The 24,999-nt window shown below is 67.8% G+C and carries 27 protein-coding genes, 1 tRNA gene and 1 pseudogene; 13 read left to right on the plus strand and 16 right to left on the minus strand.

Annotated elements, in window-relative coordinates:
• Nucleotides 1-681 carry an alpha/beta fold hydrolase gene (locus BLQ63_RS11140; RefSeq protein WP_091033601.1) on the minus strand — a complete coding sequence of 227 codons (681 nt, stop codon included), beginning with the start codon at nucleotides 679-681 and terminating at the stop codon, nucleotides 1-3.
• Between the two features lie 155 nt (nucleotides 682-836).
• Nucleotides 837-1,550 (minus strand): SDR family oxidoreductase, encoded by a 714-nt coding sequence (locus BLQ63_RS11145; RefSeq protein ID WP_091033606.1) that lies wholly within the window; start codon nucleotides 1,548-1,550, stop codon nucleotides 837-839.
• A gap of 78 nt (nucleotides 1,551-1,628) precedes the next feature.
• On the opposite strand from BLQ63_RS11145, the gene BLQ63_RS11150 reads away from it, so the two are divergent.
• Nucleotides 1,629-1,982, plus strand: coding sequence for a MerR family transcriptional regulator (locus tag BLQ63_RS11150; RefSeq protein ID WP_177154881.1), 354 nt, complete (start codon nucleotides 1,629-1,631; stop codon nucleotides 1,980-1,982).
• 38 nt (nucleotides 1,983-2,020) lie between these two features.
• Here the strand turns inward: BLQ63_RS11150 and BLQ63_RS11155 are convergent, their stop codons facing one another.
• The 4 genes from BLQ63_RS11155 to BLQ63_RS11170 all read right to left on the minus strand — a co-directional run bounded on the left by BLQ63_RS11155 (nucleotide 2,021) and on the right by BLQ63_RS11170 (nucleotide 5,141).
• Nucleotides 2,021-2,779 (minus strand): hypothetical protein, encoded by a 759-nt coding sequence (locus BLQ63_RS11155; protein WP_091033613.1) that lies wholly within the window; start codon nucleotides 2,777-2,779, stop codon nucleotides 2,021-2,023.
• Between the two features lie 18 nt (nucleotides 2,780-2,797).
• The gene (locus tag BLQ63_RS11160; protein ID WP_091033616.1) at nucleotides 2,798-3,682 is read right to left on the minus strand and encodes a serine hydrolase domain-containing protein; all 885 of its coding nucleotides are present in this window, start codon (nucleotides 3,680-3,682) and stop codon (nucleotides 2,798-2,800) included.
• A gap of 189 nt (nucleotides 3,683-3,871) precedes the next feature.
• Nucleotides 3,872-4,633: an SDR family oxidoreductase gene (locus BLQ63_RS11165; protein WP_091033619.1), complete on the minus strand. Its 762-nt coding sequence runs from the start codon at nucleotides 4,631-4,633 to the stop codon at nucleotides 3,872-3,874.
• A 13-nt stretch (nucleotides 4,634-4,646) separates the two neighbouring features.
• Nucleotides 4,647-5,141: a carboxymuconolactone decarboxylase family protein gene (locus BLQ63_RS11170; RefSeq protein ID WP_218125206.1), complete on the minus strand. Its 495-nt coding sequence runs from the start codon at nucleotides 5,139-5,141 to the stop codon at nucleotides 4,647-4,649.
• A 186-nt stretch (nucleotides 5,142-5,327) separates the two neighbouring features.
• Between BLQ63_RS11170 and BLQ63_RS11175 the strand changes: the two genes are divergently transcribed.
• Both BLQ63_RS11175 and BLQ63_RS11180 read left to right on the plus strand, forming a co-directional pair.
• Nucleotides 5,328-6,263 carry an RNA polymerase sigma-70 factor gene (locus BLQ63_RS11175; RefSeq protein WP_091033626.1) on the plus strand — a complete coding sequence of 312 codons (936 nt, stop codon included), beginning with the start codon at nucleotides 5,328-5,330 and terminating at the stop codon, nucleotides 6,261-6,263.
• Between the two features lie 299 nt (nucleotides 6,264-6,562).
• Nucleotides 6,563-7,606, plus strand: coding sequence for a phosphotransferase enzyme family protein (locus tag BLQ63_RS11180; protein ID WP_177154882.1), 1,044 nt, complete (start codon nucleotides 6,563-6,565; stop codon nucleotides 7,604-7,606).
• On the opposite strand, the gene BLQ63_RS27775 is transcribed toward BLQ63_RS11180, so the two are convergent.
• Together BLQ63_RS27775 and BLQ63_RS11185 are read right to left on the minus strand one after the other, a co-directional pair.
• Nucleotides 7,558-8,667 carry a hypothetical protein gene (locus BLQ63_RS27775; RefSeq protein ID WP_143014842.1) on the minus strand — a complete coding sequence of 370 codons (1,110 nt, stop codon included), beginning with the start codon at nucleotides 8,665-8,667 and terminating at the stop codon, nucleotides 7,558-7,560. The genes BLQ63_RS11180 and BLQ63_RS27775 overlap by 49 nt on opposite strands.
• A gap of 1,107 nt (nucleotides 8,668-9,774) precedes the next feature.
• Complete coding sequence (locus BLQ63_RS11185; RefSeq protein ID WP_091033632.1) at nucleotides 9,775-10,503, minus strand: transposase; 729 nt, start codon at nucleotides 10,501-10,503, stop codon at nucleotides 9,775-9,777.
• Between the two features lie 21 nt (nucleotides 10,504-10,524).
• Here BLQ63_RS11185 and BLQ63_RS11190 point away from each other — a divergent pair, with 21 nt between their 5' ends.
• Both BLQ63_RS11190 and BLQ63_RS11195 read left to right on the plus strand, forming a co-directional pair.
• Complete coding sequence (locus tag BLQ63_RS11190; protein WP_091033635.1) at nucleotides 10,525-11,019, plus strand: nucleotidyltransferase domain-containing protein; 495 nt, start codon at nucleotides 10,525-10,527, stop codon at nucleotides 11,017-11,019.
• 95 nt (nucleotides 11,020-11,114) lie between these two features.
• Nucleotides 11,115-11,663 (plus strand): GNAT family N-acetyltransferase, encoded by a 549-nt coding sequence (locus BLQ63_RS11195; RefSeq protein WP_091033639.1) that lies wholly within the window; start codon nucleotides 11,115-11,117, stop codon nucleotides 11,661-11,663.
• Between the two features lie 60 nt (nucleotides 11,664-11,723).
• Here BLQ63_RS11195 and BLQ63_RS11200 read toward each other — a convergent pair.
• Nucleotides 11,724-11,897 (minus strand): annotated as a pseudogene (locus BLQ63_RS11200) (transposase); the annotation flags it as partial.
• Between the two features lie 42 nt (nucleotides 11,898-11,939).
• Nucleotides 11,940-12,962: a transposase family protein gene (locus BLQ63_RS11205; protein ID WP_177154883.1), complete on the minus strand. Its 1,023-nt coding sequence runs from the start codon at nucleotides 12,960-12,962 to the stop codon at nucleotides 11,940-11,942.
• Nucleotides 12,963-12,964: 2 nt separating this feature from the next.
• Here BLQ63_RS11205 and BLQ63_RS28385 point away from each other — a divergent pair, with 2 nt between their 5' ends.
• The gene (locus BLQ63_RS28385; RefSeq protein WP_177154884.1) at nucleotides 12,965-13,450 is read left to right on the plus strand and encodes an Imm32 family immunity protein; all 486 of its coding nucleotides are present in this window, start codon (nucleotides 12,965-12,967) and stop codon (nucleotides 13,448-13,450) included.
• Between the two features lie 156 nt (nucleotides 13,451-13,606).
• On the opposite strand, the gene BLQ63_RS27780 is transcribed toward BLQ63_RS28385, so the two are convergent.
• The 6 genes from BLQ63_RS27780 to BLQ63_RS11230 form a co-directional block, all read right to left on the minus strand.
• Nucleotides 13,607-14,185, minus strand: a complete 579-nt coding sequence (locus BLQ63_RS27780; RefSeq protein ID WP_143014843.1) for a hypothetical protein — start codon at nucleotides 14,183-14,185, stop codon at nucleotides 13,607-13,609.
• A gap of 1,029 nt (nucleotides 14,186-15,214) precedes the next feature.
• Nucleotides 15,215-15,649 (minus strand): hypothetical protein, encoded by a 435-nt coding sequence (locus BLQ63_RS11210; RefSeq protein ID WP_091033644.1) that lies wholly within the window; start codon nucleotides 15,647-15,649, stop codon nucleotides 15,215-15,217.
• Between the two features lie 758 nt (nucleotides 15,650-16,407).
• Entirely contained in the window at nucleotides 16,408-17,307 is a 900-nt protein-coding gene (locus tag BLQ63_RS11215) for a nucleotidyl transferase AbiEii/AbiGii toxin family protein (protein ID WP_091033647.1), read from the minus strand.
• Nucleotides 17,304-17,909, minus strand: a complete 606-nt coding sequence (locus tag BLQ63_RS28390) for a type IV toxin-antitoxin system AbiEi family antitoxin domain-containing protein (RefSeq protein ID WP_177154885.1) — start codon at nucleotides 17,907-17,909, stop codon at nucleotides 17,304-17,306. Before BLQ63_RS28390 ends, BLQ63_RS11215 begins: the two co-directional genes overlap by 4 nt.
• Before the next feature lie 132 nt (nucleotides 17,910-18,041).
• Nucleotides 18,042-18,114: transfer RNA gene (locus BLQ63_RS11225), tRNA-Ala, on the minus strand.
• Nucleotides 18,115-18,229: 115 nt separating this feature from the next.
• A complete protein-coding gene (locus BLQ63_RS11230) occupies nucleotides 18,230-19,687 on the minus strand; it encodes an aldehyde dehydrogenase family protein (protein ID WP_091033650.1) in 1,458 nt (485 codons plus the stop codon).
• A 193-nt stretch (nucleotides 19,688-19,880) separates the two neighbouring features.
• On the opposite strand from BLQ63_RS11230, the gene BLQ63_RS11235 reads away from it, so the two are divergent.
• The 7 genes from BLQ63_RS11235 to pcaC all read left to right on the plus strand — a co-directional run bounded on the left by BLQ63_RS11235 (nucleotide 19,881) and on the right by pcaC (nucleotide 24,983).
• Nucleotides 19,881-20,690, plus strand: a complete 810-nt coding sequence (locus tag BLQ63_RS11235; protein WP_091033653.1) for a CoA transferase subunit A — start codon at nucleotides 19,881-19,883, stop codon at nucleotides 20,688-20,690.
• Between the two features lie 23 nt (nucleotides 20,691-20,713).
• Entirely contained in the window at nucleotides 20,714-21,433 is a 720-nt protein-coding gene (locus tag BLQ63_RS11240) for a CoA-transferase (RefSeq protein WP_091033951.1), read from the plus strand.
• A gap of 8 nt (nucleotides 21,434-21,441) precedes the next feature.
• A complete protein-coding gene (gene pcaH / locus BLQ63_RS11245) occupies nucleotides 21,442-22,149 on the plus strand; it encodes a protocatechuate 3,4-dioxygenase subunit beta (protein ID WP_091033657.1) in 708 nt (235 codons plus the stop codon).
• Nucleotides 22,149-22,649 carry a protocatechuate 3,4-dioxygenase subunit alpha gene (gene pcaG, locus BLQ63_RS11250; RefSeq protein ID WP_091033661.1) on the plus strand — a complete coding sequence of 167 codons (501 nt, stop codon included), beginning with the start codon at nucleotides 22,149-22,151 and terminating at the stop codon, nucleotides 22,647-22,649. The genes pcaH and pcaG overlap by 1 nt, the downstream gene beginning before the upstream one ends.
• Before the next feature lie 63 nt (nucleotides 22,650-22,712).
• Entirely contained in the window at nucleotides 22,713-23,774 is a 1,062-nt protein-coding gene (locus BLQ63_RS11255; RefSeq protein WP_091033666.1) for a lyase family protein, read from the plus strand.
• Nucleotides 23,771-24,544, plus strand: coding sequence for an alpha/beta fold hydrolase (locus BLQ63_RS11260; RefSeq protein WP_091033671.1), 774 nt, complete (start codon nucleotides 23,771-23,773; stop codon nucleotides 24,542-24,544). The genes BLQ63_RS11255 and BLQ63_RS11260 overlap by 4 nt, the downstream gene beginning before the upstream one ends.
• A 43-nt stretch (nucleotides 24,545-24,587) precedes the next feature.
• Complete coding sequence (pcaC, locus tag BLQ63_RS11265; protein ID WP_218125208.1) at nucleotides 24,588-24,983, plus strand: 4-carboxymuconolactone decarboxylase; 396 nt, start codon at nucleotides 24,588-24,590, stop codon at nucleotides 24,981-24,983.
• Nucleotides 24,984-24,999: the final 16 nt, after the last annotated feature.

The following is a 24,999-nucleotide window of genomic DNA, read 5'->3' on the forward strand; positions in this document are numbered from 1 at the left end:
TCAGGCCCGCTCCGTCCAGTACCGGTGGAGCCGGTCGGCCAGTTCCGCAGGGCGGCTGAGCATCACGCTGTGGGCGCCGTCGATCTCGTCGGGGACGATGCCGAGGCGGTCGGCGACGACGGGCCGCATGAACTCCGGCGGGAAGAAGCGGTCGTCGCGGCACAGCAGGAACCGGGTCGGCACGTCGGGCCAGGCCTCGAGCGGGGACGGCTCGTCCCACTTCCCGCCCCCCTGGTCGCGTCCGTGCCGCAGCGCCTCCTGCGCGAGCTCGACCGGCAGATCGTGCATGAACAGGTCGATGACCTGCTTCTTGGTGTCCATCGCGAGGCCGAGTTCACTGTGGCCGGTGGCGGACCACCACGCGCCCATGGACTCACCGGGCAGCGGGACCATGGCGGTCACCAGCACCATGAGTTCGACGGGCGTGCGCGAGCACGCGATCGGCGCGGTCAGGCCGCCGAGCGAGTGCGCCACGACCACGACGTTCGGTCGCCCCGCCGCGGCCTCGACCACGGCGTCGGCGTACTCGCTGAGGCCGTTCGCGTCGTCCTCGATGGGCAGGTCCACCGCGATCGCCTCGTGTCCGCGCTCGCGCAGCAGCGGGGCGACCAGGTGCCAGTCCCATGAGCTCGAACCGCCGCCGTGGATGAGGACGAACGTGGCCGGTTCACCGTGTCGCATGCGGGAGCTCCTTCGGACGGGGAGTACGGGCTCCGACCGTATCCCCGGGGACTGACAGCGCCCCCGCGGCGACCGGAGTCGCCACGGGGGCGGGGGTCGTCGCCGCCGAACGGCTTCGCACCACCCCTCGATACGGTGCGCCGCGGGTGCGAACCCTAGGACCGGGTCGCGGCCAGCTCCGGGTAGAGGACGCTCGGGTCGGCGTTCAGGATCGCCTTGAGATCCGCCGTGACCTGGTCGGCCAGGATCTCCAGGGCGCCCGCCTCGATGCCGTCGAGTCCGATCCGCGCGATGTCCGCGGGGTCGCTCTTCTCCGCCTCGACGCCGGCGAGCATGTCGGTGTCGACCCCGGCGACGTGCAGTCCGACCACCTGCGTCCCCTGCGCGGCGAGTTCGAGCCGGGCCCCGTTGGTGAGGCTCCACGAGGCGGCCTTGGCCGCGGAGTAGGCGTGCCCCATGCCGGCCGAGCGCCACGAGAGCGCCGACAGCATGTTGAGGATCGCCCCGCCGCCGTTCGCCCCGAGCACCGGCGCGAAGGCCCGGACCATGTTCAACGTGCCGAAGAAGTTGGTCTCCATCTCCCGCCGGGTCGCGTCCTCGGAGCCGTCGAGGAGGTTCGCGAACGTCGTGATCCCCGCGTTGTTGATGAGGAGGGTCGCATCGGAGGCGGTCTTCGCGGCCGCCGCGACCGACGCCGGGTCGGTGATGTCGAGCTGCACCGCCTCGACACCGGGGAAATCGATGGATTCGACCCGGCGGGAGGCGGCATAGACCTTGGCGGCGCCGCGTTCTAGGAGTTGATGCGCGAAATGGCGGCCCATGCCGCGGTTGGCGCCGGTGACGATTGCGATCGATCCTTGGATGTCCATGTGGTCGAAGCTAAGACCTCACGTCGGCGTCAGGGGCAAGCAACGGTGGCGGACGCCACAAGATCGAGGAGGCCGCGGATGCGGATCGGGGAACTGGCCGGGGCGACGGGGGCGACCGTGCGCGCCATCAGGTACTACGAGGAGCAGGGCCTCCTGCGGCCCGAGCGGACCGCGAGCGGCCAGCGGATCTACACCGAGGACGCCGTCGACCAGGTCCTCTGGGTGCGGACCCTGCTGCGCAACGGCTTCCCCAGCAGGGCGATCGCGAAGCTCCGCAGGTGCACGAGCGCCGAGGAGATCACCCCCGAGCAGCGGGCCGTCATCTACGAGGAGCACGCCCGCATCGAAGCCGAATACCGCGCCATAGCCGCCACGAGAGACCGCTTCGAATCGGTACTCGCCTTCATAGGCGACGCCCCGAAACCGATCTGAACCATCGAACACGGCCGGATGCGCACGGTATTTTCCTGTCAGGTGGTGCGTTGGGCGTCGATCGCGGTCTCGGAGCCGGTGACGGTCATCAGGTCGTCCTGGAAGGTCACCGAGATTGCCGCGTCACCGATGATGGGGTCGGCCGGGCGGTATTCGCCTTGGCTAGTGGGAACCAGCGTGAACGCGGGAGGGTCGGCGCCGTACTCGACGGCGCCGATCTGGCCCTGCTCATCGAGGGCGTACCAGACCAGCATGTCGCCGTCTTGGCCGCTGACGCGCACGTAGGTGTGCAGTTCGCCGTCCTCGTCGGCGGTTCCGGCGAGCTCGATGTCGGTGAGGGGGCCGAGGTCGGTCTCGATCGCGGCGCGTTCGGCGCGGCCGACGGCGGAGTCGCTGTCCAGGAGTGTGAGGACGGCGTCCTCGTGGGCGGCGACGTCCTCGGCTGCGAAGTCGTCGGAGCCGAACATGGCGGCCACGGCGTCGGCGCCGTCGGCGGTGACGACGAGGCCGTCGTCGTCGGCGGCGACGGTGAGGGTCGAGCCCGAGTCGAGCGTGTAGACGCCTTCGCGCGCCTGGAGTTCGGCCGGGTCGACGTCGGCCCGCTCGTCCGGGACCTGGATCGGCTCGCCCGCGGCGAGAGCCGGAAGGACCACTTCCAGCAGCTCCTCCGGCAGGACGTCGTCGGTGTTGCTCGCGATCGTGATCGTCGTGCCGGTCTCGGGCAGCCAGGTCGTGACCGCGCTGTGCCCGGTGTCGCCGCCGCTTCCGGAGGCGCCCACGACCGGGACGCCGAGCATCTCCGGGCCGATCCAGACTCAGCCGGGGATCTCGGAGGAGCCCTCGCCGTGGTCGAAACCGGTGCCCAGCAGCAGGTCCACCGCCTCAGGGGAGATGATCTCGCCCGCGAACAGGGCCGTGGTCCAGTCGGCCAGTTCGCCGGCGGTCATCGCCAGGTCGCCGTTGCCCGCCATGGCCCAGTGCGGTCCGGCGAAGCCGCCCGACTCGGACGCGGGCTCGCCGTCCGTGTAGCCGACGGCGCGCGGCCCGGACGGGACCGGTTCGCCGTCCCAGAACCCGCCGATGCGCCCGCCGGGGAGGGTGAGGACCTCCTCGGTCATGTACTCCCTATAGGACGATCCGGACTGCTCGTCCACAATGAGCGCCAGGAGCGAGTAGCCGGCGTTCGAGTAGAGGTACTCGCCGCCGGGCGGGAACGCCGACTCCAGGCCTCTGATGGCCGCTATCGCCTCCTCGCGGTCCAGCGGCCGGTGGTCGGCGCCGTGACCGCCTTCGAGGCCGCCCGTGTGCAGCAGCAGCTGCTCCACGGTGACGTCGGCGGCCGGTCCGCCCAGGCCGGGTAGGAGCGCGCCCGCCCGGTCGCCGAGCGCGAACACGCCCCGGTCCACGAGGTCCAGGACCGCCGCGGCGGTGAACGCCTTGCTGACCGACCCGATCCCGTACACGGTCGCGTCGGTGTTCGCGGTCCCGGCCGCGACGTCGGCCAGGCCGAACGCGGCCCGGCAGTCGAGGCCGCCGCCGTCGATCGCCACGGTCCCGCTGAAACCGGCGTCGGCCCAGGCGCTCAGCGCGGCGGCCAGGTCGGGGTCGCACGCGGCCTCCGCCGCCGGATTGGTATCCGAATTCGCGGTGCAGGCGGCCGCGAGCATCGCGACCGCCAGGATGGGAGAGATGCGCTTCATGGGCCGAACGGTAGGGGCGGGGCCGTGAACCGGATGTAAACGAGCGGCACGCCTCCGCGAGGCCGGAGCCCGGAAGTACGCGGCACGGTTGTCGGGCCGTTGCACTCGGCCCTGATCGTGGCCGGCGTACCGCGGGCGTCGAGCCGTTCTCGGCCCGGGAACGCGGCCGCGTTCCCGGGCACGATGCCGTCAGCCTTGGCCGTCGAGCCATTCGTGGAATTCGGGGCCGGCGAGTTTTGCGTGCGGACTGGGCAGGAAGGCGCCCGCGGCGGCGAGGGCGGCGTCCGGCATGTCGGGGTCGTCGACACCGACGACCTTGACGCCCCGGCGGGCGCCGAGGAGCGCGGCCGCCTCGGGCATGGTCTCCCTGCGCGGACCGGCGATCTCGGGGATCGGTGTCCCGGAGGGGTGCCGGGTCAGCGCGTCGGCGGCGAGGGCGATCAGTTCCTCGGCCACGGTGCGGGCGGCCACCAGTTGGGTCGGCAAGTTCGGGACGTAGGCGCAATCGCCTTGCCGCCAGTCCAAGAGCTGCTCGACGAACTCGTGGAACTGCGCGGCCCGCAGCAAGCGGGCGGGCAGCGGCCCAGACAAGTGGGTCTCCTCGTGAACTTGCTGCGCGGCGATGAAGCCACCGGTGGCCTTGTCGGCACCGATGATGGAGGCGGCCACGATCCGGCCGACTCCGGCCCGCCGCCCGGCCTCGTGGAGGTTTCGGGTCGCGGTGCGGAAGAACTCGGCGGCAGCCTCCTGGTCGGAGGCGTGCCACGACGCGACATCGACGATGGCGTCGACCCCGGTCAGGGCCTCGTCGAGGCCTGCGCCGGTGATGACGTCCACGCCGGTGGCCCGGGACATCGGAACGACCTGGTGCCCTTGCTCGGTGAGGACGTCGACGACGTGGCGTCCCAGGCGCCCCGTCGCCCCTGCGACGGCGATCTTGTTGGTGCTCATGGCCGCTGCCTTTCTATTCGCTGTAGTTCTGACCGGGAGGCATGCCGGGGATCGGTTTTGCGATGAGCGCGACGGGAGTGAAGAAGCCGATGTGGGCGAGCGCCATGACCAGGTCCCAAAGCCCCTTGTCGTCGTAGTGCGCGGCGGCTCTGGCGTGCATCTCGTCGGGGACCCGTTCGCCGATCGGGTTCGGGGACAGCACGGCTTCCACGAGCTCGAGCGCGACCCGCTCGGCGTCGGTGAAGCACGAAGCGGTCCGCCAGGTCGCGACGGCGGCGATCCGCTCTGCTCGTTCGCCGGCCGCTCGGAGGTTCGCCGAGTCGCGGACGGCGAAGTACGTGCTGCCGAGGATCTGGCCCGCGCGCAGCTCCATCAGTCGGACGGTGGACCGCGGGACACTGCTCTCCTCGACCATCGCGTGCAGCCCCCCGGCGAGGTCGGCCATGCCGGGGAGGAGCGGGAGGGGATTGGGCATGCGCGAGCGTGCTGGCGTGGCGGGTGTGTCCATGGGTGGTCTCCTGTTCTGGTTTCCGGCCGGTGCCGGTGGCGTCCTTCTGGCCACGAGACGCCGGCAGCCCGGCTGCTGTGACAGCGGCGGCACTGTGACGAGGACCGCCGCCCGGGGCTGTCACAAAGCGATGGCGGTCGGCGTCACGTGCGTGTGACAGTGCAGAGGACGAGGCGGGAGTCCGGAATGAACCTGGGCGGCGAACGGGCTGGGGACGCGCGTGATGCCGCGACCGAGGTGTTCGTGGACCATCGGAACCTGCTGTTCACCGTCGCTTACGAAATGCTCGGTTCGGCCGCCGACGCCGAAGACGTCCTGCAGGAGACCTGGCTGCGGTGGGTGGGAATCGACCACGCGGCCGTCGGCGAGCAGCGCGCCTACCTGGTGCGGATCGCCACCCGGCTGGCGCTCGACCGGCTGCGGCAGCTCAGCCGCCGCCGGGAGACGTACATCGGGCCGTGGCTGCCCGAGCCTTTGCTGACCGCACCTGACGTCGCCGAGGACGTCGAGCTCGCTGAGAGCGTCTCGATGGCGATGCTGCTGGTCCTGGAGACCCTCGGGCCGATCGAACGGGCGGTGTTCGTGCTGCGCGAGGTGTTCGGCCTGGGCTATGGCGAGATCGCCGAGGCCGTCGACAAGACCCCCGCCGCGGTCCGCCAGATCGCCCACCGGGCGCGGGCGCACGTCGCCGATCGCCGACCGCGCGGCACTGCCTCTCCGGCCGACACCCGGATCGCGCTCCAGGCCTTCCAGCGCGCGGTCGAGACCGGCGAGCTCCAGCAGCTCCTCGACATCCTCGCTCCCGACGTCGTCGCCCTGAGCGACGGCGGCGGTCTCCGGCACGCGCTACCACACCCCGTGGTAGGCGCGGACGAAGTGGCCGGTCTCCTGGCGGTCGGCTGGTGGCGCCGCGATGCGGAACGTACGGTCGAGCAGGTGCAGGTGAACGGCGCCCCGGGACTCCTCGTCCGAATCGACGGGAAGATCGATGGCGTAGTCGCGGTTCGGATCGAGCACGGCCTCGTCACCGGTGCCTACCACGTCCGCAATCCCGAGAAGCTCTCCCGTATGGAATCGGAAACCGACGTGCGCCGCTCGACCGGTTCACGCGCTCGGCGATAAAGCACGGTGCCCTCGAACACCACCGTCGAAGTCATAGACGAAGTCCTCGAAAACTCGCACCAACCTCTGCATCGCTCAATCATGCTGAACTGGACCCGGAGCAGCCGACGCGATTTCGCCTGATGCGATCGAGGGGTACGCAGCCTCAAGGTCGCTCCTCCGAAGACTCATCACCTTGCTCGGGTGATGGCAACTCCCTGAACGACGAAACGCCCCAAATCCGCTTGCCGCACAGGCATGCCTCTGATGGGATGGCACGCACGGCGCCGCTACCAGCGCGAGCCCGAGACGGAGTCGCCATGTCGGAGAACAACCCCGCCCAGACCATACTCGAATCCACCGCAACGACGGCGCTGGCCGAATACGACCTCCCCGGGCCGCTTTACGTGGCGCCGATCCGCGTCCTGAACAACAGCGTCCACGAGGTGATCGCAGGCGACGGAAGTCGATACGCACTGCGCGTCCACCGGCCCGGGGCCCGGTGCAGTGACCACACACTCGCCGAACTGACCTTCCTTGCCGATGTCCACGCGCGATTGGCGTCCGAGCGCATCACGGTCCCCACACCAGTACCCGCCGCCGACGGCAGGCTCCTCGTATCCCTCACGTTGCCGCAGGAAACGACCAGTGACGCACACGTTGAAGCACACTGCGATCTCCTCACCTGGGTCGACGGCAAAGTGCGCCGACCGGGCAGCGGACTCGGCGCTCGCGGTGTCTATCAGCTTGGCCGGGCTCTCGCCCAGCTCCACCACGTTGCCGAAAACTATGCGCCCGCAATGGGGTTCACCTTGCCGACCTGGGATGCCGCAGGCATGTTCACTGCTGAGCGCTCGCCCTACAACTCCGGGCCGATCGGCGAGTTCCTGCGCGGCGAGGACCTGGCCCTGTTCCAAGAGGTCGCCGAACAGACAGCCGCCGTCTTCTCTGCACTCGGCAACGGCGGCGAGTCATTCGGCCTGATCCACAACGACTTCATCCTCGGCAACTGCCACACTGTTCGCCGCCGCCCTTACAGCTGGGACGTGGGAGTCCTGGACTTCGACGACTGCGGCTGGGGCCACTACCTCTACGACCTCGCGCCCGTCATGGGCAACCTGAGCGACTACGCCCATTTCGAAGAGCTCAAGCGGGCCTTCCTCACCGGGTACCGCATTGTCCGACCCCTGCCCGAAGACCTCGAGACCCATCTGCCGGTCCTCATGGCCGCACGCCATGCGAGCCAATGCCTGTGGGCCGCCGGGCTAGCTCGCCGCCCCGGAGTCCAGGAACTCGACACCACCGCCCACATCACCTACCGCATGGCCGAAGTCCGCCGCTGCCTCGCCCTCGGCCGACGATAGTTCGTGCCGCACGGCTGCAGGCGGATTCGGCACGCGACCGATAATTCTCGCAGCTGCATGAGCATCGCTGAATCGAATCCAGAGTACTCGTCTATCCACCAGGGCAGATCGACTCCCCGAGGGGGTTTCTCGAGGTCGATGCCATGGAACTCTACCCAGCCCTTGTTTCCTCCGGAAAGCTCAAACTTAAGTACTCCTCCGCTGAATTCCGAGCCCCTGAAATGGAAGTCGACCTTCTTGCAGAGTGAATTCACCCTGAATGTCCCGCCGTGGAACTCTGCTCCCCATGCGGAGAAGTGCCCGCTCTCAATACTGCCCTGATCAAAATCGACTAGGCCACCGTAAAGCTCGAGCGCATCAAACGCGAACGTGACACCTCTGGTTCTCACGGATTTGAATCTGATCTCAGAGCTATGTATCTTCGCGCCCGAGAACGAGATTTTTCCGCCAGGCAAGCCAAAGGTCTCATCAAATTCAATTACCGTCCTCGAAAGTTTGCAATGTGAAAAATCAATCACGGATTCACGGGCGGGACTATTTCTGAATATCAATTGCGAGTCGATCAAGTTTGCATGAGAGAGATTTAGCTTGTCGATATGTGAAATAGAGAACTCGTATCTGAGGCCCGTCCAGTTTTCGGTGGCGCCGGCGAGGGGATCTAGTCTTTTTCGAATTTCCGCAATTGCGAACTTTTGAAGTCGATAGGAGGAGTTGGATTCCAAATCAGTATCCGTACTGGTCGGATTTATATCGCCTTCCGAGGGAGCGGCGCTGGTGCGCAAGGGCTTCTGAATGAATGCGCACAACAGGTCGACGCACATCTGTCGCTGCTCCGGCCAATCATCTGCCAAAGCCGCGAGTGCGATGATGCCCGCGGTCTGCGACATCTCGGCTTCTTCCCCCAGCTGCGCGCTTGCTTCCCTAAACCGGTCGTGCATCAGTCTTACGTCTTCGCGCCGCTCTTCTCGCTCACCAAGCTGCTGGCGACGGTACGTCACAACAAGCGCAACTACTCCACCGATCCCACCGGTAACGAGAAGGGAGACCTTGATCAATTCCAAGCGAGCAGACTCACCTGAGATCGGAGGTAGCGAAGGTCCGCCCGCCACAGACCACAAGATTCCTCCGGCAACTACTGCACTCCCAGCAGCGAGGGCCAATACGAGCAGCACGTGGGCCAGCAAGGGGCGTTGGGTCCACTGAGCGTTGATCCATCGCAAGGAAGCCCTCGCCCACTTGAGGAGTGAATTCGGCTCATGCTTTCCCATATGCAATGTTTACAGCACCAGCAGGAGGATTCACTGGCCAGGGATGAAAGATTTACTCAGCGAGGTCGGTCGCTCCAGACCTTGGCCGCTGGACCGCCGTCCACCCACGCCGTCACTGTGAGGCGCACCAGACAAGCGCATGCGAGAGGCCGTTGCAGAGAGGCAGGGCCTCGACCTCGGACCGGCCCCGGCTCGATGAAGCGGTCGCGACGGTGGCACCGTTCCTGGAACTGCTCGCACGGCCCCGTGCACTCTACGAGTCGTTCTCCGAGGACGAGCGGAAAACCTCAACACGATCTGCTTTACCTGCCTCCACCTGGACACCGACGCTGACCGACGGGCCAGGGTGATCAGGGGTGGGGTTTCGGAGTCCATCGCGCCGCTCATCGCGTTCAGGGACCGGGAACGCCGAAACGGCACCTGCCCGGAGGCTGGTGCCGCTTTCTCTAAGGGTCAGCGTTCAAGTCTGAACCCTGTGGTGGAGGTACTTAACGCTTATTCGCACACGTTTCCGCAGTTCAGGGCCCTGCGATCCGACCTGGCGAACCATGCGAAACCCAACACGAAAAGCCAGAGATGCAGTTCGGGTGCCGTAACTCCGGTGCGGCCGGCACCGCGTCCGCTCCGCAAACGCCTGGCCCCGCAGGACCGGCAACGAGCCATCGAAACTACTTCGCCGAGGCACTCCAGAAGGACCTCGCCACGCGGTATGAGCTCGGCCTTTCGAGTGTGAAGACCATCCTCCGCGAGGCTGGGGCTCGGAAGTACACGCTGCGGACATGACCGAGCGTTATCGCCGCCCGGTCCCGGCCGACCGGGTGGCGAGAGCCTGCGCCGGCAGCGCCGGGCCTCGCGAGACCCGTCATATCGGTGCTGGTACGGCGGCGGAAGTTCGTGATGTCATGACGGCTGGTGGTCGCCGCGTCGCTGGTAGTGGGATCGGCGGGCTTGCTCGTTGTGGTCGCATATCCACTCGGACCAGTGATTGTGAAAGTCGTCGTGGTGGACGGCGCGGGTGATCTCGCCGTAGAGGCAGGCGAGGCCGGTCAGTGTCAAGCGGCTGCCGGCGGCCTGGGCCCGTTGGTGGGCGATCGCGGTCGCGCAGGCCGCGACGAGGGCGAGGGTGATCCAGCGGCGGACCGAGATCCAAGTGCGCATTTGGTGCTCGTCGAGTCCGAAGCAGCCCTTGGCGTCTTGAAAGGTGGTCTCGATCGGCCCGCGGAGCCCGGCGATGCGGATCAGCCGAGCGAGCCCGGCGCCGGTGGCGGCCTCGGGCAGGAAGGTCAGGTAGTAGGCGTACTCGTCCTTGCGGCGGTTCCATCTGACCAGGAGCCCTCGTTCGCCTGCGGCCCCGGCCGAGTCGAGGGCGAGGTAGCCCCAGGCGTAGACCCGCTGCCCGCGGGAACCGGCCCCGGCAGAGCGGTCGGACCAGTTCCGGGTCGGAATGGCCTCGGCGAGGTGTTCGACCCGCTCGGCCTCGATCGCGGGATCGGTCCGAGCCTGGTGGTCTTTGCCGACTTCGCGCACGTAGGCGATGCCCTCAGATTCGGCGGTGGCCCGCAGCGGCTCCGACCTGCCGTAGACGGCGTCAACGGCGAGGGCCGTCGCAGTGAACGCAGTGCTCGGCAGCTTCGGCTGATCGGTGAAACGGTGGCGATCGCGAAGACCCTCGGGGTGGAGATCTGGCTCCGCGGGGGCTGGGCCATGGACCTCTTAATCGGCGAGCCCACGCGAGACCATGAAGACATCGACTGGTTCGCCTGGTCGGCGGATGCCGCGACGCTGACCCGCGGGCTGTTGCGTTCCGGCTATGAACCCCTGTCCGGTCCAGCTGCTGGCCAGCAGCTCGATTTCGGCAAGCAGGGTGAGGAGAGCAGTTTCGCGCTCTTGGACAAGGACCGGCTCGATCGCGTGGTGGTCGCCGGCGGCCCCTGGGCCGGGGAACGGTGGCCCGAAGACATGCTTGAGGGTTCGTCCGGCCGTATCGGTGCGCTGCGATGCGGGATCATCAGTCCCCGCAGCCAGATCGAGATCAAGCAGATGATGCCGGTCTGGGCACTGGGCCGGCCTCGTCGCAAGAAGGACGCCGATGACATCACCCGCCTGGCGGCGGTCCTGCAAGAGCAGCACATTTGCCCACAGTGAGCCCCAGCCCGACCCGCCAGCCCGTCACACAACGAACTTCCGCCGCCGTACTAGGCCGTTCGGATCGCTTTCACGGTGGCGGTAGGTTGTCTGCCATGCCTGAACTCGGACCTGTTGCCTGGCCGCCCGACCCGATCAAGACCGAGCGGCTCGTGCTTCGCGAGCCCGAGGTGGGAGACAGGGCGGCGATCATCGAGCTGTTCACCTCCCCAGAGGTGGGCGTTTACATCGGCGGCCCTCGACCGCGTGAGGAGTTCGAGCGTGCGATGCCCCAGGTCCCAAAGCGGCGCCCTGGCCTGTTCGTGGTCGATCTCGACGGGGCGATGATCGGGATCGTCACGCTCGACCGTCGCGATCCCGAACATCAGGTCCACGTCCGCCCGGGGGCCTCGGAGGTTGAGCTGGGGTACATGTTTCTGCCGCAGGCGTGGGGACGCGGGTACGCTGCCGAGGCGTGCGTGGCCGCACTGGAGTGGTGCGCCCGAGCGCTGCCCGGCGAGCCGGTAGTGCTCACGACGCAGACCGCCAACGAGCCCTCGTTGCGCCTGGCGGCGAAGCTGGGGTTCACCGTAGTGAAGCGGTTCGAGGAATGGGACGCCGAACAGTGGTTCGGCGTCTGGACCCCGCTCACGTCGTCCGATTGAGCGAGGCGGACCGGCGATCGCGCGGGCCCGCTTGAACGGGATGACTTAGCAGGGATTCAGCGACCCGTACCGCTCGGGCAGGTCACGCCAGGGCGCACCGGTCCGCAGCTTCCACAAGATCGCGTTGATCACCGTGCGGTGGTCACTCCACTGCCCGCCACGCCCGCCATTGGCGGGCAGCAGCGGCTCGATCTGCCGCCAAGCGGCCTCAGCCAACTCACCACGACCAGGCACAAGGCGATGGTCCCCCAACCACAACCATTCACAGGACAGGCCCTAGTCCGGAAGACGGGTCGTGACACCGCCGCACCGGAAGTTCAAGAAGCACCCGCCAGCCTGGTATGAGATCCGCCAGGGGTCGAGACTGACCTTGTCGAGGCATGCGAAGCGGACTTTGAGGTCGGCGTTGGCCTTCTCGGCCAGGGCGCGAAGCGCCCCGTGTAGCCGGTTGTAGGAGCGCTGTACTTCGGTGAGACTGCCACCCTTGGGTTTCTTGTGCGGAGCTCGGACCGCGGGGAAGTCGCGGAGCTTCTCGTACCCGAGGTAGACCAGGACCAGCAGGTGTTGCTCTTGGGGCACGCCGATGTTGAGCAAGGCGATCTCGTCCTCGACACCAGTGCGGTGGGCGGCGGTCGAATCGTGTTCGCGACCGGGCCGCGCGTCGCCGATCCACAGTGGGAACCCGTCTGGGGTGGACAGGACCTGCAGGTTGGCGCCGTGACGGTGATGCTTTCCCGAGTAGAACCGATCGCAGCCCTCGCTGGGGCCTTCGACCTTGACCCGGTTGGTGGGGATGAGGGTGCCGTCCAAGCCGATGTGAGCGTCCCCGACGGATCGAGCGGCGTCGATCGCGTCGTGCAGGGTCGGCGCGCACGCGGCGAGCACTTCCAGGCCCTCCCACAAGTAGGTGTAGGCGGTGGTCTTGGGCAGGGCGTAGTCGCGTCCGAGCTGCTTGATCCTGATGCCGTCGATGAGGAAGCGCAGGGTGTAGACCGCGTGATTCCAGGGTGTGAGGTGGCGAGTGCCCTTGCGGGTGCCGATGGCGCGGCGGTGGGCTGCGAGTTTCGGCGATAGCCACTCAGCGGCGGCCCTGTCGACGGGCAGGACTGCGGCGTAGGTGACAATGGCAGACCCGAAACCCCTTGGGAGAACACTGAAGTCGTAAGCAGCTCTAATATCTACCAGGGGATTTCCCTGTATCCCAACGTCTTCCAGCCACGGCCTTGCGCAACAGCTTGCTCGGAATGGCTCAGTCGCTCGCAGGCGAAGGCGCGCTCCCGAGCATGAGGAAGGATGCACCGGTGATCCTCTATCGGCTTTGTCGTCTTTCGACTTCTGACGGCGAACTGGAGCTTGCCGGACCTCCGGCTGCTCTTCGTGCCCTTGCCCTGCTGCTCCGTGAGACTCAGGGGCGGGTAGAAGCGCAAGTTTCGGGCGGCGTTGTCGTTCAGGAACGGACAGAAGGACCGCTGACTGTCAGCCATCGAGGTGAGGACACGCTGCATCTTGCCGGCGGTCATCAGTATCTCGACATCGTTTGGGACGCTCTCGTCGGTGTGGCCGAGCAGGCAGAAGGCGCTGAGGATCGTGGAGTTAGTCGGCATCAGCACATCGAGTACCTGCCACCGGACGACGAGTATCGTTCGCCGGTATCTGTCCCGCTGATCATCTTGTCCGATTGGCCAGACGTCGCATTACGGACGAGCAACGCCCTGGCCTTGAGCCATCGTGCCTCAATGCGGTACGGCAAGCGCACGCATTCCAAGCAACGCAGTGCACCCGGGTAGCGACGTTCTCAATCGCCCCCACCCCCGCAAACTCACTCATCGCGCATGACACGTTGCCGGGAATACCTCACTGGCCCCTCGAGCTGAACTCAGACGTCCACAGGAATCGTTGCGCGCCAACCACAAACATGCACGAGGTCGTTAGAAATGGAGGTGTCAGTCTCCCCAGAGTTCGTTAACGGTGGCGTTGTCGTAAGCAGTCCGTGCGCTTGCTACGTGCCGTTTGGCACCATCCAAGTCATTGAGAGCCCGAGCCAGCAGGCCGAATTGACTTTCATCAAAGAGACTAAGAGGATTGACTAGTCCTTGCTCTCTTTGCGCATTGTCGTCCTGAATGTCGTACCCATGGTGTTTAAAGATCGCCGCTATCTTGCCGACACGCGCTCCGCTCAGGTACTCGAACAATGCTGTCCTGATGCTGTCGTTGTCGACCTGGCTGTATCGGCTTTGGGAACTTGGCCAGCTAATCTGGCCCACGGAATCCTTTAGCTCGCCAGCAAGCGAAGTGGCCTCAGTTTCGAGTTCGGATCGCAGTTGTCGGACACCCTCTGCCCCCAAGGACCTCGTGACGTCCGGTTGACCCTGAGCCACTGTCTTCGCGAAAGCATCAAGTCTGCCGGGTAGCTCCTCCGCAACGTAGGCGAGGCACGCCCTCTTGAACTCATCTGCGTTCGCTTGAGCGGCGACTTCGTCGTCCAGGGCTTCTTCTAGCATCCTGGCTGTCTCATCGGTCATGCACGCATTGTAGATAATCACCCTGACAGGCTTGCGGTACAGCAGCTTTCCGCAACAACCGGCATGACTGGGGATGTCTCAAGCCAACCGTGACCAGGCTCGATACACCCTGGTTGGCCCGGGACAACCCTGCTGGCAGCAGCTCGGTTCGAGGAGGCGTTCCGCCGCCAATGGGATGCAGCGGCAAATGCGCATAAATAGGCTTCGCGATGAGAGTTCTGGCCGGAACCCTTGGCCGGGAACCCCACCGGGCCCGCGGTCCAGGGAGGTTGCGGTCAGTCCCTGCGGGCCGCCCTGTCGCGGGTCGCGTGTAGCGCGCGCCCGGCCCCGGCCAATGAACCTCTTCAACTTCAGCTTCGGGTCGGCTGAGAGCTTCGCGTCCCGCAGCTCGTCACGAAGATCCGACAGCGCTTGGGAGAGGGGGAGATTCGCCGTGCATCCACGCTACCGACACCCACCCGATTCCACGACCCCCGAACAGGCCACACCACCCGAACGAGCAGACCAGGAGCACGGAACCCACAACCCCACGAGACACGTGGCGACACAATCGGACAGCAAAGTCCATCCTGCAACACAGTCCACAACAGAACAATACGGGAATGCCCGACCCGGCTCCTCGCGTCCGCAAACCACAAGCGCCACAACAGCAAACATGAGCGGTCATCAACCTGATGACCGCTCATGTACACAATGTCCGATTCAGTGGAGGTACTGAACGCGTATCCGAACACGTTTCCGCTGGTCAAAGCGTTGCGATCCGACCTGTCGAACCATGCGAAACCCGACACGAAAAGCCAGGAACGCAGTCCAGGTCGCAAATCTTCTGTTCGGACGGAACCGCGTCCGCTCCGCAAACGACTGGACCCCAGGGACCGCCAACGACTCATCGCAGAGTACCTCGCCGGGGCTCTGCAGAAGGAACTTGCCACGCGATACGGCATTGGTCTCTCGAGCGTGAAGACCGTGCTTCGAGAAGCTGATGCGAAGAAGCACACGGCCCGCCTCTGAACACCTGGCGGCGAGCGCTCACGACTGTCCCGCTCGCTTCGAGGCTCGCCGTGCGGCGATGGACGCGGCCGCGAGGAAGCCGACCGTGACATAGAAGAACATGAAGCCGCTGGGCCCTGCCAGCCAGATGCAGCCCGAGCACCAAAGGAACAGCACCGCCGCGATGCCGACGTGCAGCGGCTCGCGCCGCCGCCCCGCCTTGATGATGAGCAGGCCCGCCAACAGCCCGGGAACCACGATCCCGCCCGGCAGGGCCCAGAAGATCGCGACCGACTCCATGTCGGGCTCCGCGGTGCGCAGCGACCCGCCGATCCAGTCGCCCCAGGGCGCTTGAGGAACGAAGACCAGGGTGTGGAGCACGGCGATGACGATAAGCGACCACCCTGCGAGAGAGGTCAGCCGCCCCGCGGCCGCGGACGAGGTTCGAGTGCGCTGTGGTTCGGTGTCGATCATGACCCCGAGCGTATGGGGGCCCCAGTGGCGGCGCCTCCCCTTGCGGAGCTATCCGACTCCCCCGCCAGGGGGAATCAGCGTTGCGACTCGAACCGGAGCGCCACCGCGCCCCAGGGAAGAACCTTGCGGCCCACGGGTTCCAGGCCGAGAGGCTGGGAGAGACCGGTGAGAAAGGGTTTCACCAAAGCGTCAGAGCGAAGTTGAGCTTGACTCAAGCCCCAATCCGTCAAAGCGCAATTTCGTCATGCCTGGAACTCGCCCACGCCCCGGGCGATCCACCGTCGATGGCCTCGATCAGAGTCCACACCGCTTCACAGAAGAGCGCGGATTCCGAGACCCTGCCTCAGATTGACACCGGCAGATACCGTGAGTTCGCGGTTGCAGGACTGTCCGTGTTCGGAACCGACCCCTTAGGTATTCGAACCCGAACTTGCTTCACCTGGTCAGAGGCGATGTGACTCAAAATGGTGGAGCTGGCAACGGCCTACTTGAACCCATCACCCCAGATCAGCGGACACGCAAACCAGCTCCCTGACCTGTTCAACCGTCCCGCCCACAATCCTGACCCCGCGCCAGCACCCCAAACAGCCGTCACCGCCTGGGCGCTGAACCGTCGCCTGTCCGGTGACGTCAGAAGCGCCATCGTGACCGCTCACCTTGAGGGTGTCCGACAACAGGTCCTTGCGGACCGCTACGAGGTCAGTCTCTCCAGCATCAAGCGTCTGCTCCGCACCGCGCGAGGTGCCTGATGCTCGGTCTCAGTGCGGTTGCCACTGCTGCCGGGCGGCATTCCAGGTCCAGTCGCTGACTTTGTCGTTGACGGCGAGGTCGGCGAAGCCGATCACCGCATCCAGCAGCTCATCGAATCGTTCCGGCAAGCGGTCGTCGAGCCGCTGCTTCCGCCGCCATGCTCGCCACCTCGCCTGCGCGAGTTCGGCGTAGCCGTCGAGGACTTCGCTCAGCGGTGCGAGCGGTGTCTGGCGGTGGGCGGCGACATGGGTGATGGCTTCGGTCATCTCGGCACCGGCGACATCGTGCCGGCGGCAAAGCAGGTACACGTCGGTGAAGTCGCGCCAGCGGGTGTTGGCAGTGCCGCGTTGGATGGCGGTGACCAGCTTCTCGGCGAGCACCATCGTGAGCGGGTAGCCGACGAGCTCGATGTGTCCGCCGAGCAGCCGCGGGAGCGGCACTGTCTGTGGGCCGGGCCAGATCGGGTCGCCGACGTTAATGTCGACATGCAGTCGGAGCTTGGCGACCGATAGGCGCGCGCCGAAGACGATCCGGACGCCGTTGTAGGCCTCCTCGTCGCGGATCGTCTCGACCGCAACATGGTCGAGGTCGAACTCCAGTCCGTCGTTGATACCGATGGCGGCGATACCGAGGACCAGGTCGCGGAGGTGGGTTTCGTCATTGGGGATCTGCTGGCCCTGGAAGTCGATGTCGCGGGTGGGGCGGCGCGTGTCGAACGCGGCCAGGAGCACACCGCCTTTGAGAACCAGTCGATCGGCGTGCTCGGAGACGGCGAGCCGGGCGAGGAACCCTTCGAGCGCGTAGATCTGCAGCAGTTCGTCGGTCGGCCGATGGTCGCGGCGGGCGAGGTTCTGCAGATCGAGGTAGACACGGCCGGCCACGGTCGCTCGGGTCGGTCGCTCGGTCACAGCAGGATCTCCAATGCGGTCTGCAGCGCGGGCCGCGCTTTCGGGAAGTCACGGGCCATGGCGAGCAGGGCGGCAGGGGAGGATCCGGGGCGGCGCAGCCAGCGTTTGAGGGCTTCGACGGCGAGTTCGTGGCCTTCGAGGTGCCGCAGGCGGAACGCGTCGATGATGCTCCGCTCGGGCCCATACAGTCCGATCACGGTCTCCTCGTCGAGCTCAAGCTCGGTGTGGCCGATGTCGAAGGTCTCGGGGTCGAATGAGTGCCAGGCTACCGGTGCTTCAATGACTGGTCTGCGCCGGCCACGCGGGATTGCGATATCGATGGCAGCCGGAATCTGGTCGGTCAGGTCGTGGCGGCTCAGGGCCGAGACCAAGCAGATCGTCGCCTCCGGTGCCCGCTGAGCGATCTCATGAAGCTCGAGGTCGGGCGGCAGCTCGGCGTCGGTGACCCGGAACCGGCCCCGCCCGACCGTCTCGATGAACCCCTCGTCCCGCAAGCGATACAGCTTGGACTTCGCGATACCGGCGTCGATGGCCATGCGGTAGGAGAAGACGGGCGGCAGCTCGCGCAGCCGCTCCCGCGCTTGTCCGCGATCTCCACCCATGGGAAGAAGTGTACACACATCATCGATATGTGTAGACGGTTACTCCCGACGAGACCTGTCCGAGCGGCGCGATGGCGCCAAAAGAGCGGTCATCAACCTGATGACCGCTCATGCACTACATATCCGATTCAGTGGAGCTTAGGGGATTCGAACCCCTGACCTTTTCCATGCCATGGAAACGCGCTACCAACTGCGCCAAAGCCCCTTGATTGGCGTTCCAGAGGTCTGAGACCTTGGAACCGGCACTAGTTTACACAGGGTCGGGATGCGGGCAAATGGAGGGGCTGGAGACGGCGGTCACGGTTGTTGAGCTGGGGTTCTTACCAGGGGTACGGGCCCGGGCCGGCCTGGATCGTCGTCCAGCGGGTTTCGGTGAACGCCTCCAGGTTGGCGGCTCGGCCCCCGAAGCGGGCGCCGGTGCCGGATGCCCGGACGCCGCCGAACGGGGCGTGGGCCTCGTCGCCCACGGTCTGGTCGTTGATGTGCACGATTCCCGTGGGGATGCGCTCGGCCAGGTCCCAGGCTCTCATGACGTCGCCGGTGATGATGCCCAGCGACAGGCCGTATTCGGAGTTCGCCGCGAGTCTGACGGCCTCCTCTGGATTCTTGAAGGGTCGGACCGGGGCCACCGGGCCGAAGATCTCTTCCCGCCAGGCCGGGGTCCCGTCGTCGAGGTTCGTCAGGACCGTGGGCCGGTAGAAGAGGCCCTCGTACTCGCCGCCGGTCGCCACCGTGCCGCCCACTCGGACCAGGGCGTGGATCTTGTCCCGTTGGCCCTCGTCGATCACCGGGCCCAGGTCCACCTGGTCGACGTGCGGGTCGCCCACCTTCATTGCTGCGGCCTTGGCGCGCAGGGCTTCCACGAAGTCGTCGTGGAGCCTCTCGTGGACCAGGTGCCTTCCTGTCGTCATGCAGATCTGGCCCTGGTGGAAGAACGAGCCGAACGCCGCTGCGCTTGCGGCTTGATCGATATCCGCATCCTCTAGGACTATGAGGGCCGAGTTGCCTCCTAGTTCCAGGTGCACTCGTTTCAGGCCTCGGCCGGCTTGCTGTGCCACCTCCCGGCCCGCCCTCGTCGAGCCGGTGAACGAGATGACCCTGATGTTCGGGTCCCCGACCATCGCCCGGCCCGTCTCCGGGCCCCCCGGGGTCAGCTGGAGCACTCCTGGTGGGAGGCCTGCCTCTTCGAGGATTCGGGCGATCACCACGCCCCCGGACACCGCGGTCCTCGGGTCGGGCTTGAGGACCACCGCGTTGCCCACCGCCAGCGCCGGGGCCACCGAGCGGATGGCGAGGATCAGCGGGGCGTTGAACGGCGCGATCACGCCCACGACGCCGGCCGGGACGCGGCGCACCGCCGACAGGCGGGGCTGCTCCGACGGCAGGAGCTCGCCGATCGGGCCGGAGGCCAGGGCCGCGGCCTCGTGGCATTCGGCGGCCGCCACGTGGGTCTCGAAGCCCGCCTTCATCGGGACGGCGCCCGATTCGCGGATCAGCCACTCGTGGATCTCCTCGGCGTACTGCTCGAACAGGTCGCCTGCGTGGCGTAGGACGGCGGCGCGTTCGTTGAAGGGCTTTGCGGCCCAGGCTGTCTGGGCTCTGGTCGCGGCCTCAGCCGCTTCGGCGATGTCTTCCGGGGACGCCAGGGCGACCCTCGCCAGGTGGTCGCCGGTGGCCGGTTCGACTACCGGGACGGTGTTCGCGGACGGGCGCCAGGCGCCGTCGAAGCGGCGCGAGTCCCAGGTCGTGGGGTCGAGGAGTCGGTTGAGCGCTGACATCGTCGTCACTCCAGTCGGCTTGGGGGAGAACGGGCCGAGTGTTCGTCTCGCGGAGGTTTGTTCGTCATGTGAACTCCTGCATCGTATCGAGCGTGCGAGTCCGGGGCAAGGGGTCGCTCGTCGCGCTCTGGAAATCGATAGATGTTCGTGTATACTCTGTTCGTTCGCATACCGAACTCCCCGGAGGTGGTCCATGGCCGTCCTGGCCGCCCTCCCCGAAGCGCTCGCGTCGGCCGTCCACGACGGCGACTCCGTGGCGCTGGAGGGCTTCACCCATCTCATCCCGCACGCCGCCGCCCACGAGCTGATCCGCCAGGGCCGCAAGGAACTCACCCTTATTCGGATGACTCCCGACGTCATCTACGACCAGTTGATCGGGGCTGGTTGCGCTTCGAAGCTGGTCTTCTCGTGGGGCGGGAATCCCGGGGTCGGCTCGCTGCACCGGTTCCGGGACGCCGTCGAGCACGGATGGCCGCGTGAACTCTCCATTGAGGAGCACTCCCATGCGGGGATGGTGAACCGCTACGTCGCAGGGGCCTCCGGGCTGCCGTTCGCCGTCCTGCGGGGGTACGCCGGGACCGATCTTCCCGAGGTGACCTCCTCGATCGCGCCCATCACCTGCCCTTTCACCGGGGAGCGGCTCACCGCCGTCAGCGCGCTCAACCCGGACGTGGCGATCATCCACGCGCAGAAGGCGGACCGCGAGGGGAACGTGCAGCTGTGGGGCATCGTCGGCGCCCAGAAGGAGGCCGTGCTCGCCGCGAAGTGCGCCGTCGTCACCGTGGAGGAGGTCGTCGACGAGCTGACCCCCGTCCCCGGCGCGATCCTCCTGCCCCACTGGGTGGTCGACTGGGTCTGCGAGGTCCCCGGCGGGGCCGCGCCCTCCTACGCCGCCGGATACACCGAGCGCGACAACGACTTCTACGTGCGGTGGGACGCCGTCAGCCGCGACCGGGAGGCCTTCGGGGCCTGGATCGCCGCCAACATCACGGAGGCCGAGTGAGCACCGTCCACAGTGCCGAAGAGATGATGACCGTCGCCGCGTCCCGGGCGCTCGCCGGGCGCCGCACCTGCTTCGTCGGCATCGGCCTGCCCTCCCTGGCCGCCAACCTCGCCCGCGCCACCTGCGCCCCGGGCATCGTCCTCATCTACGAGTCCGGGACCATCGGCTCCAAACCCGACCGGCCCCCGCTGTCCATCGGGGACGGTTCCCTCGCGGAGACCGCCGACACCGTCGTCTCCAGTGCGGAGATCTTCAACTACTGGCTCCAGCCTGGACGCATCGACACCGGGTTCCTCGGTGCGGCCCAACTCGACCGGTACGCGAACCTCAACACCACCGTCATCGGCGACTACCGCCGGCCCAAGGTTCGCCTGCCCGGCGCGGGCGGGGCCCCCGAGATCGCCGCCTCGTGCCAAGAGACCATCGTCATCGTCCGGCACACGAAGCGGATCTTCGTGGACCGCATCGACTTCACCACCTCCGTCGGCCACGGCGACGGCCCCGGCGCCCGCGAACGGCTCGGCCTGCGCGGCGCCGGACCGGTCAAGGTCATCACCGACCTCGGCGTCCTCGAACCCGACCCCGAGACCCGCGAGCTCGTCCTCGTCAGCGCCCACCCCGGCACCGACCCGGCCGACGCCGCCGCCGAGACCGGCTGGCCGCTGCGCATCGCCCCCGACCTGGCGACCACCGACCCGCCCACCCCCGGAGAACTCGGCGCCCTGCGCGCCCTGAACAGTTGAGGAGCGACATGGCGACCCCCCTTCGCCGCGACGGCCGCGACGCGCACCCCGACCGCGACCACCCCGCCTACCGGTCCACCGCGCTGCGGCACCCCCGGCAGCCGCTCGTCCCGCTCCACGACCCCGAAACCGAACTCGCCCGGCCGTTCCTCGGCGCCGGGCCCATCGCGCCCCTCGACCACGACCTCACCGCCCAGCGCGGCGGGCAGCCGCTCGGCGAGCGCATCGTCGTCACCGGCCGGGTCCGCGACGGCAACGGCGCCCCGCTCGCCGGCCAGCTCGTCGAGGTCTGGCAGGCCAACGCCTCCGGCCGGTACGCGCAGGCCGAGGACCGCCACGACGCGCCCCTGGACCCGAACTTCGCCGGCGTCGGCCGCTGCCTCACCGACGCGGCCGGCACGTACCGCTTCGTCACGGTCAAGCCCGGCCCCTACCCGTGGCGCAACCACGACAAGGCCTGGCGCCCTTCGCATATCCACTTCTCGCTGTTCGGGACCGCATTCGCCTCCCGGCTCATCACGCAGATGTACTTCCCGGGGGACCCGCTCTTCCCCTACGATCCGGTCATGCAGTCGGTGACGGACGAGGCCGCGCGCGAGCGGATGGTCGCGGCCTTCGACCTCGATGCGACGGTGGACCAATGGGCGACCGGGTACCGCTGGGACATCGTCCTGCGCGGACCCGCCGCGACCGTGTTCGAAGACGTGGAGGGCTGATGGCGGTCCAGGAGCTCACCCCGGCCCAGACCGTCGGGCCGTTCTACGGCTTCGCCCTGCCGTACCCGGCCGGGCCCGTCGTCGCCGAGGGCGGGAGCCTGCGCCTGCGGGGGACGGTCTTCGACGGCGCCGGGGAGCCGGTCCCGGACGCCCTGGTCGAAGTGCTGCAGGCCGACGTGGACGGGCGCCTCGACGGCGGACTGTTCGGGCGCTGCTCGACCGCGCCCGAGGGCCGGTTCGCGTTCACGACCGTGCGCCCCGGTCCGACCGCGGACGGGTGCGCGCCGCACCTCGCGGTCATCGTCCACGCCCGCGGCCTGCTGCTGCACCTGCACACCCGCGTCTACTTCCCGGGCGAGGCGCTGAACGCCGCCGACCCGGTGCTCGCGGTCGTCCCCGAGGACCGGCGGCACACGCTTATCGCGGTCGAGGAGGAGCGGGGATTCCGGTTCGACATCCGCCTGCAGGGCGAGGATGAGACGGTGTTCTTCGATGTGTGAGCGGTCGGAGCGGCGACGAGCGGCGGGGGAGCCTCCGAGTGGCTGAACGAGGTGAACCGGCGGATGCCTGAACTGTTCGGCGCGGTCTTCGCGCGCGGCGCGGCGGCCGAGGCCGTCTCCGGCCGCGCCTGGCTGGAGGCCCTGCTTTCGGCAGAGGCGGCGCTCGCACGCGCCGCGGCCGAGGTCGGCGTCATCGAAACCGGTGCGGCCGAGACGATCGCAGCCGCCGCCGTCCCCGCGAACTTCGACCCTGAGGCGGTCGCCGCGTCGGCCGCCGCGATCGGCAACCCCGTCGCCGGGGTCGTCGACCGGCTGCGTGAACTGGTACCCGCGGACCACCGGGACGCCGTGCACTACCAGGCGACCAGCCAGGACCTGCTCGACACCGCCATGATGATCGTCGCGAAGGCGGCCGTCGCGGCGATCGCGGACGACCTGCACGGCTGCGACCGGGCGCTCGAACGCCTGGAGGCCGTGCCGGGCGACCTCATCGGCCGCACGCTCCTCCAGCGGGCCGTGCCGCTCCCGGCCCGCGACCGGGCCATCGCCTGGCGGGCCGGACTGTGGGACCCGATCAACCTGCTCGGCCGGCTGGAGTTCTACAGCTCCTACGGCGGCCCGGTCGGCGCGAACTGGGCACTCGACGGCGACACCGACTTCGCCGACATCCAGCAGCTGATGTCCGAGGAACTGGGCCTGGAACCGCGACTGGACTGGCACACCATGCGCAGCCCGGTCGTGCGCATCGGTGCGGCGGCGGCCGAGGCGGCCGGGGCCTGCGCGAAGATCGCCGTCGACGTGATCCTCCTGAGCCAGAACGAGATCGGCGAGGTCAGCGAGGCGCGGCCGGGTGGATCGACCTCGATGCCGCACAAGCGCAACCCCGTCGCCGCCACGTGCGCCCGCGCCTGCGCCGCCCGCACCCCCGGCCTCCTCGCCACCCTGTACGCCGCGATGCCGCAGGAGCTCCAGCGCTCCCCTGGCCTGTGGCACAGCGAGTGGGAGACCCTCTCGGACCTGCTGCGGCTCACCGGATCGGCCGCCGCGTGGCTGCGAGAGTGCCTGGAGGGCCTGCAAACCCACCCCGAGGCCATGGCACGGAACCTCGAGGAGGGCACCGCATGATCCCCCATCACGTCATCGACGGCGACGGTCCGCCGGTCGTCCTCCTCAACTCCCTCGGCACCACCCTCGACATGTGGCGGCCGCAGGTGACGGCGCTGAGCGCCGCGTTCCTCCTGGTGCGCCTGGACTTCCGCGGCCACGGCGGCACCCCCGCCGCCGCCGGGGCGCTCACGGTCGGCGACCTCGCACGGGACGTGGTCGAACTGCTCGACCACCTGGCCGTCCCCAGCGCCCACATCGCCGGGGCCTCCCTCGGCGGCGCCGTCGCGATGCGCATCGCCCACGACCATCCCGGCCGCGTCGAGCGCCTGGCGCTCGTGTCGACCGCCGCGCGGATCGGCACGCCCGAGAGCTGGCGCGAACGCGCCGAGACCGTCCGCGCCGACGGCGGCGCGGGCATCAGCGAAGCGGCCATGGGCCGCTGGTTCTCCCCGGCGTTCCACGCCGACCAGCCCGGCACCGTCGCGGCCTTCCGCGAGCGCTTCGACGCGACCGACGCCGAAGGCTACGCCGCCTGCTGCGAAGCCCTCTCCCGCTTCGACATGCGCGGCGAACTCACCGAGATCCACTGCCCCGCCGTCGTCATCGCGGGCACCGGGGACGAGGTCACCACCGTGGCCGACGCCGCGTATTTGGACGAACGCATCCCCAACGCGCGCATGGTCCTCGCCGAAGGCGCCAAGCACCTCCTCACGGTCGAGCGCGCCGACTGGGCCAACCGCATCCTCCTCGACTTCTTCACAACCGACGACTCGCAGGCCCGCGCGTGAGCGGCCGCCGACGCCCACGGAAGGCGACATGGAGGAGCGGAACATGACGGACCCCGACAGCGCAGCGCACCGACCCGAACCGAGCCCCGGCGAGACCGTGAGGCGGGCCGTCCTCGGCGATGATCACGTCGACCGCTCCGACGCCGCCCGCACCGACTTCGACCGCGACTTCGGCACGTTCATCACCGAATACGCCTGGGGCGGCGTCTGGTCCAGGCCCGGACTCCCGCGCCGCACCAGGCGCCTGCTCACCATCGCCGTCCTGTGCTCCCTGGGCTCCGAGGACGAACTCGTCATGCACGTCAGAGCCGCCCTCGACGACGACGTCCCGCCCGAGGAGATCAAGGAAGTCCTCCTCCACACCGCCGTCTACGCCGGCCTCCCCCGCGCCAACCGGGCCTTCGCCCTCGCCGGGCGGGTCGTCGCCGAGCGCGGCTGAGGCCCGAACACGGATA

This window comes from Glycomyces harbinensis (assembly GCF_900101745.1).
Taxonomy (GTDB): Bacteria; Actinomycetota; Actinomycetes; order Mycobacteriales; family Micromonosporaceae; genus Glycomyces; species Glycomyces harbinensis.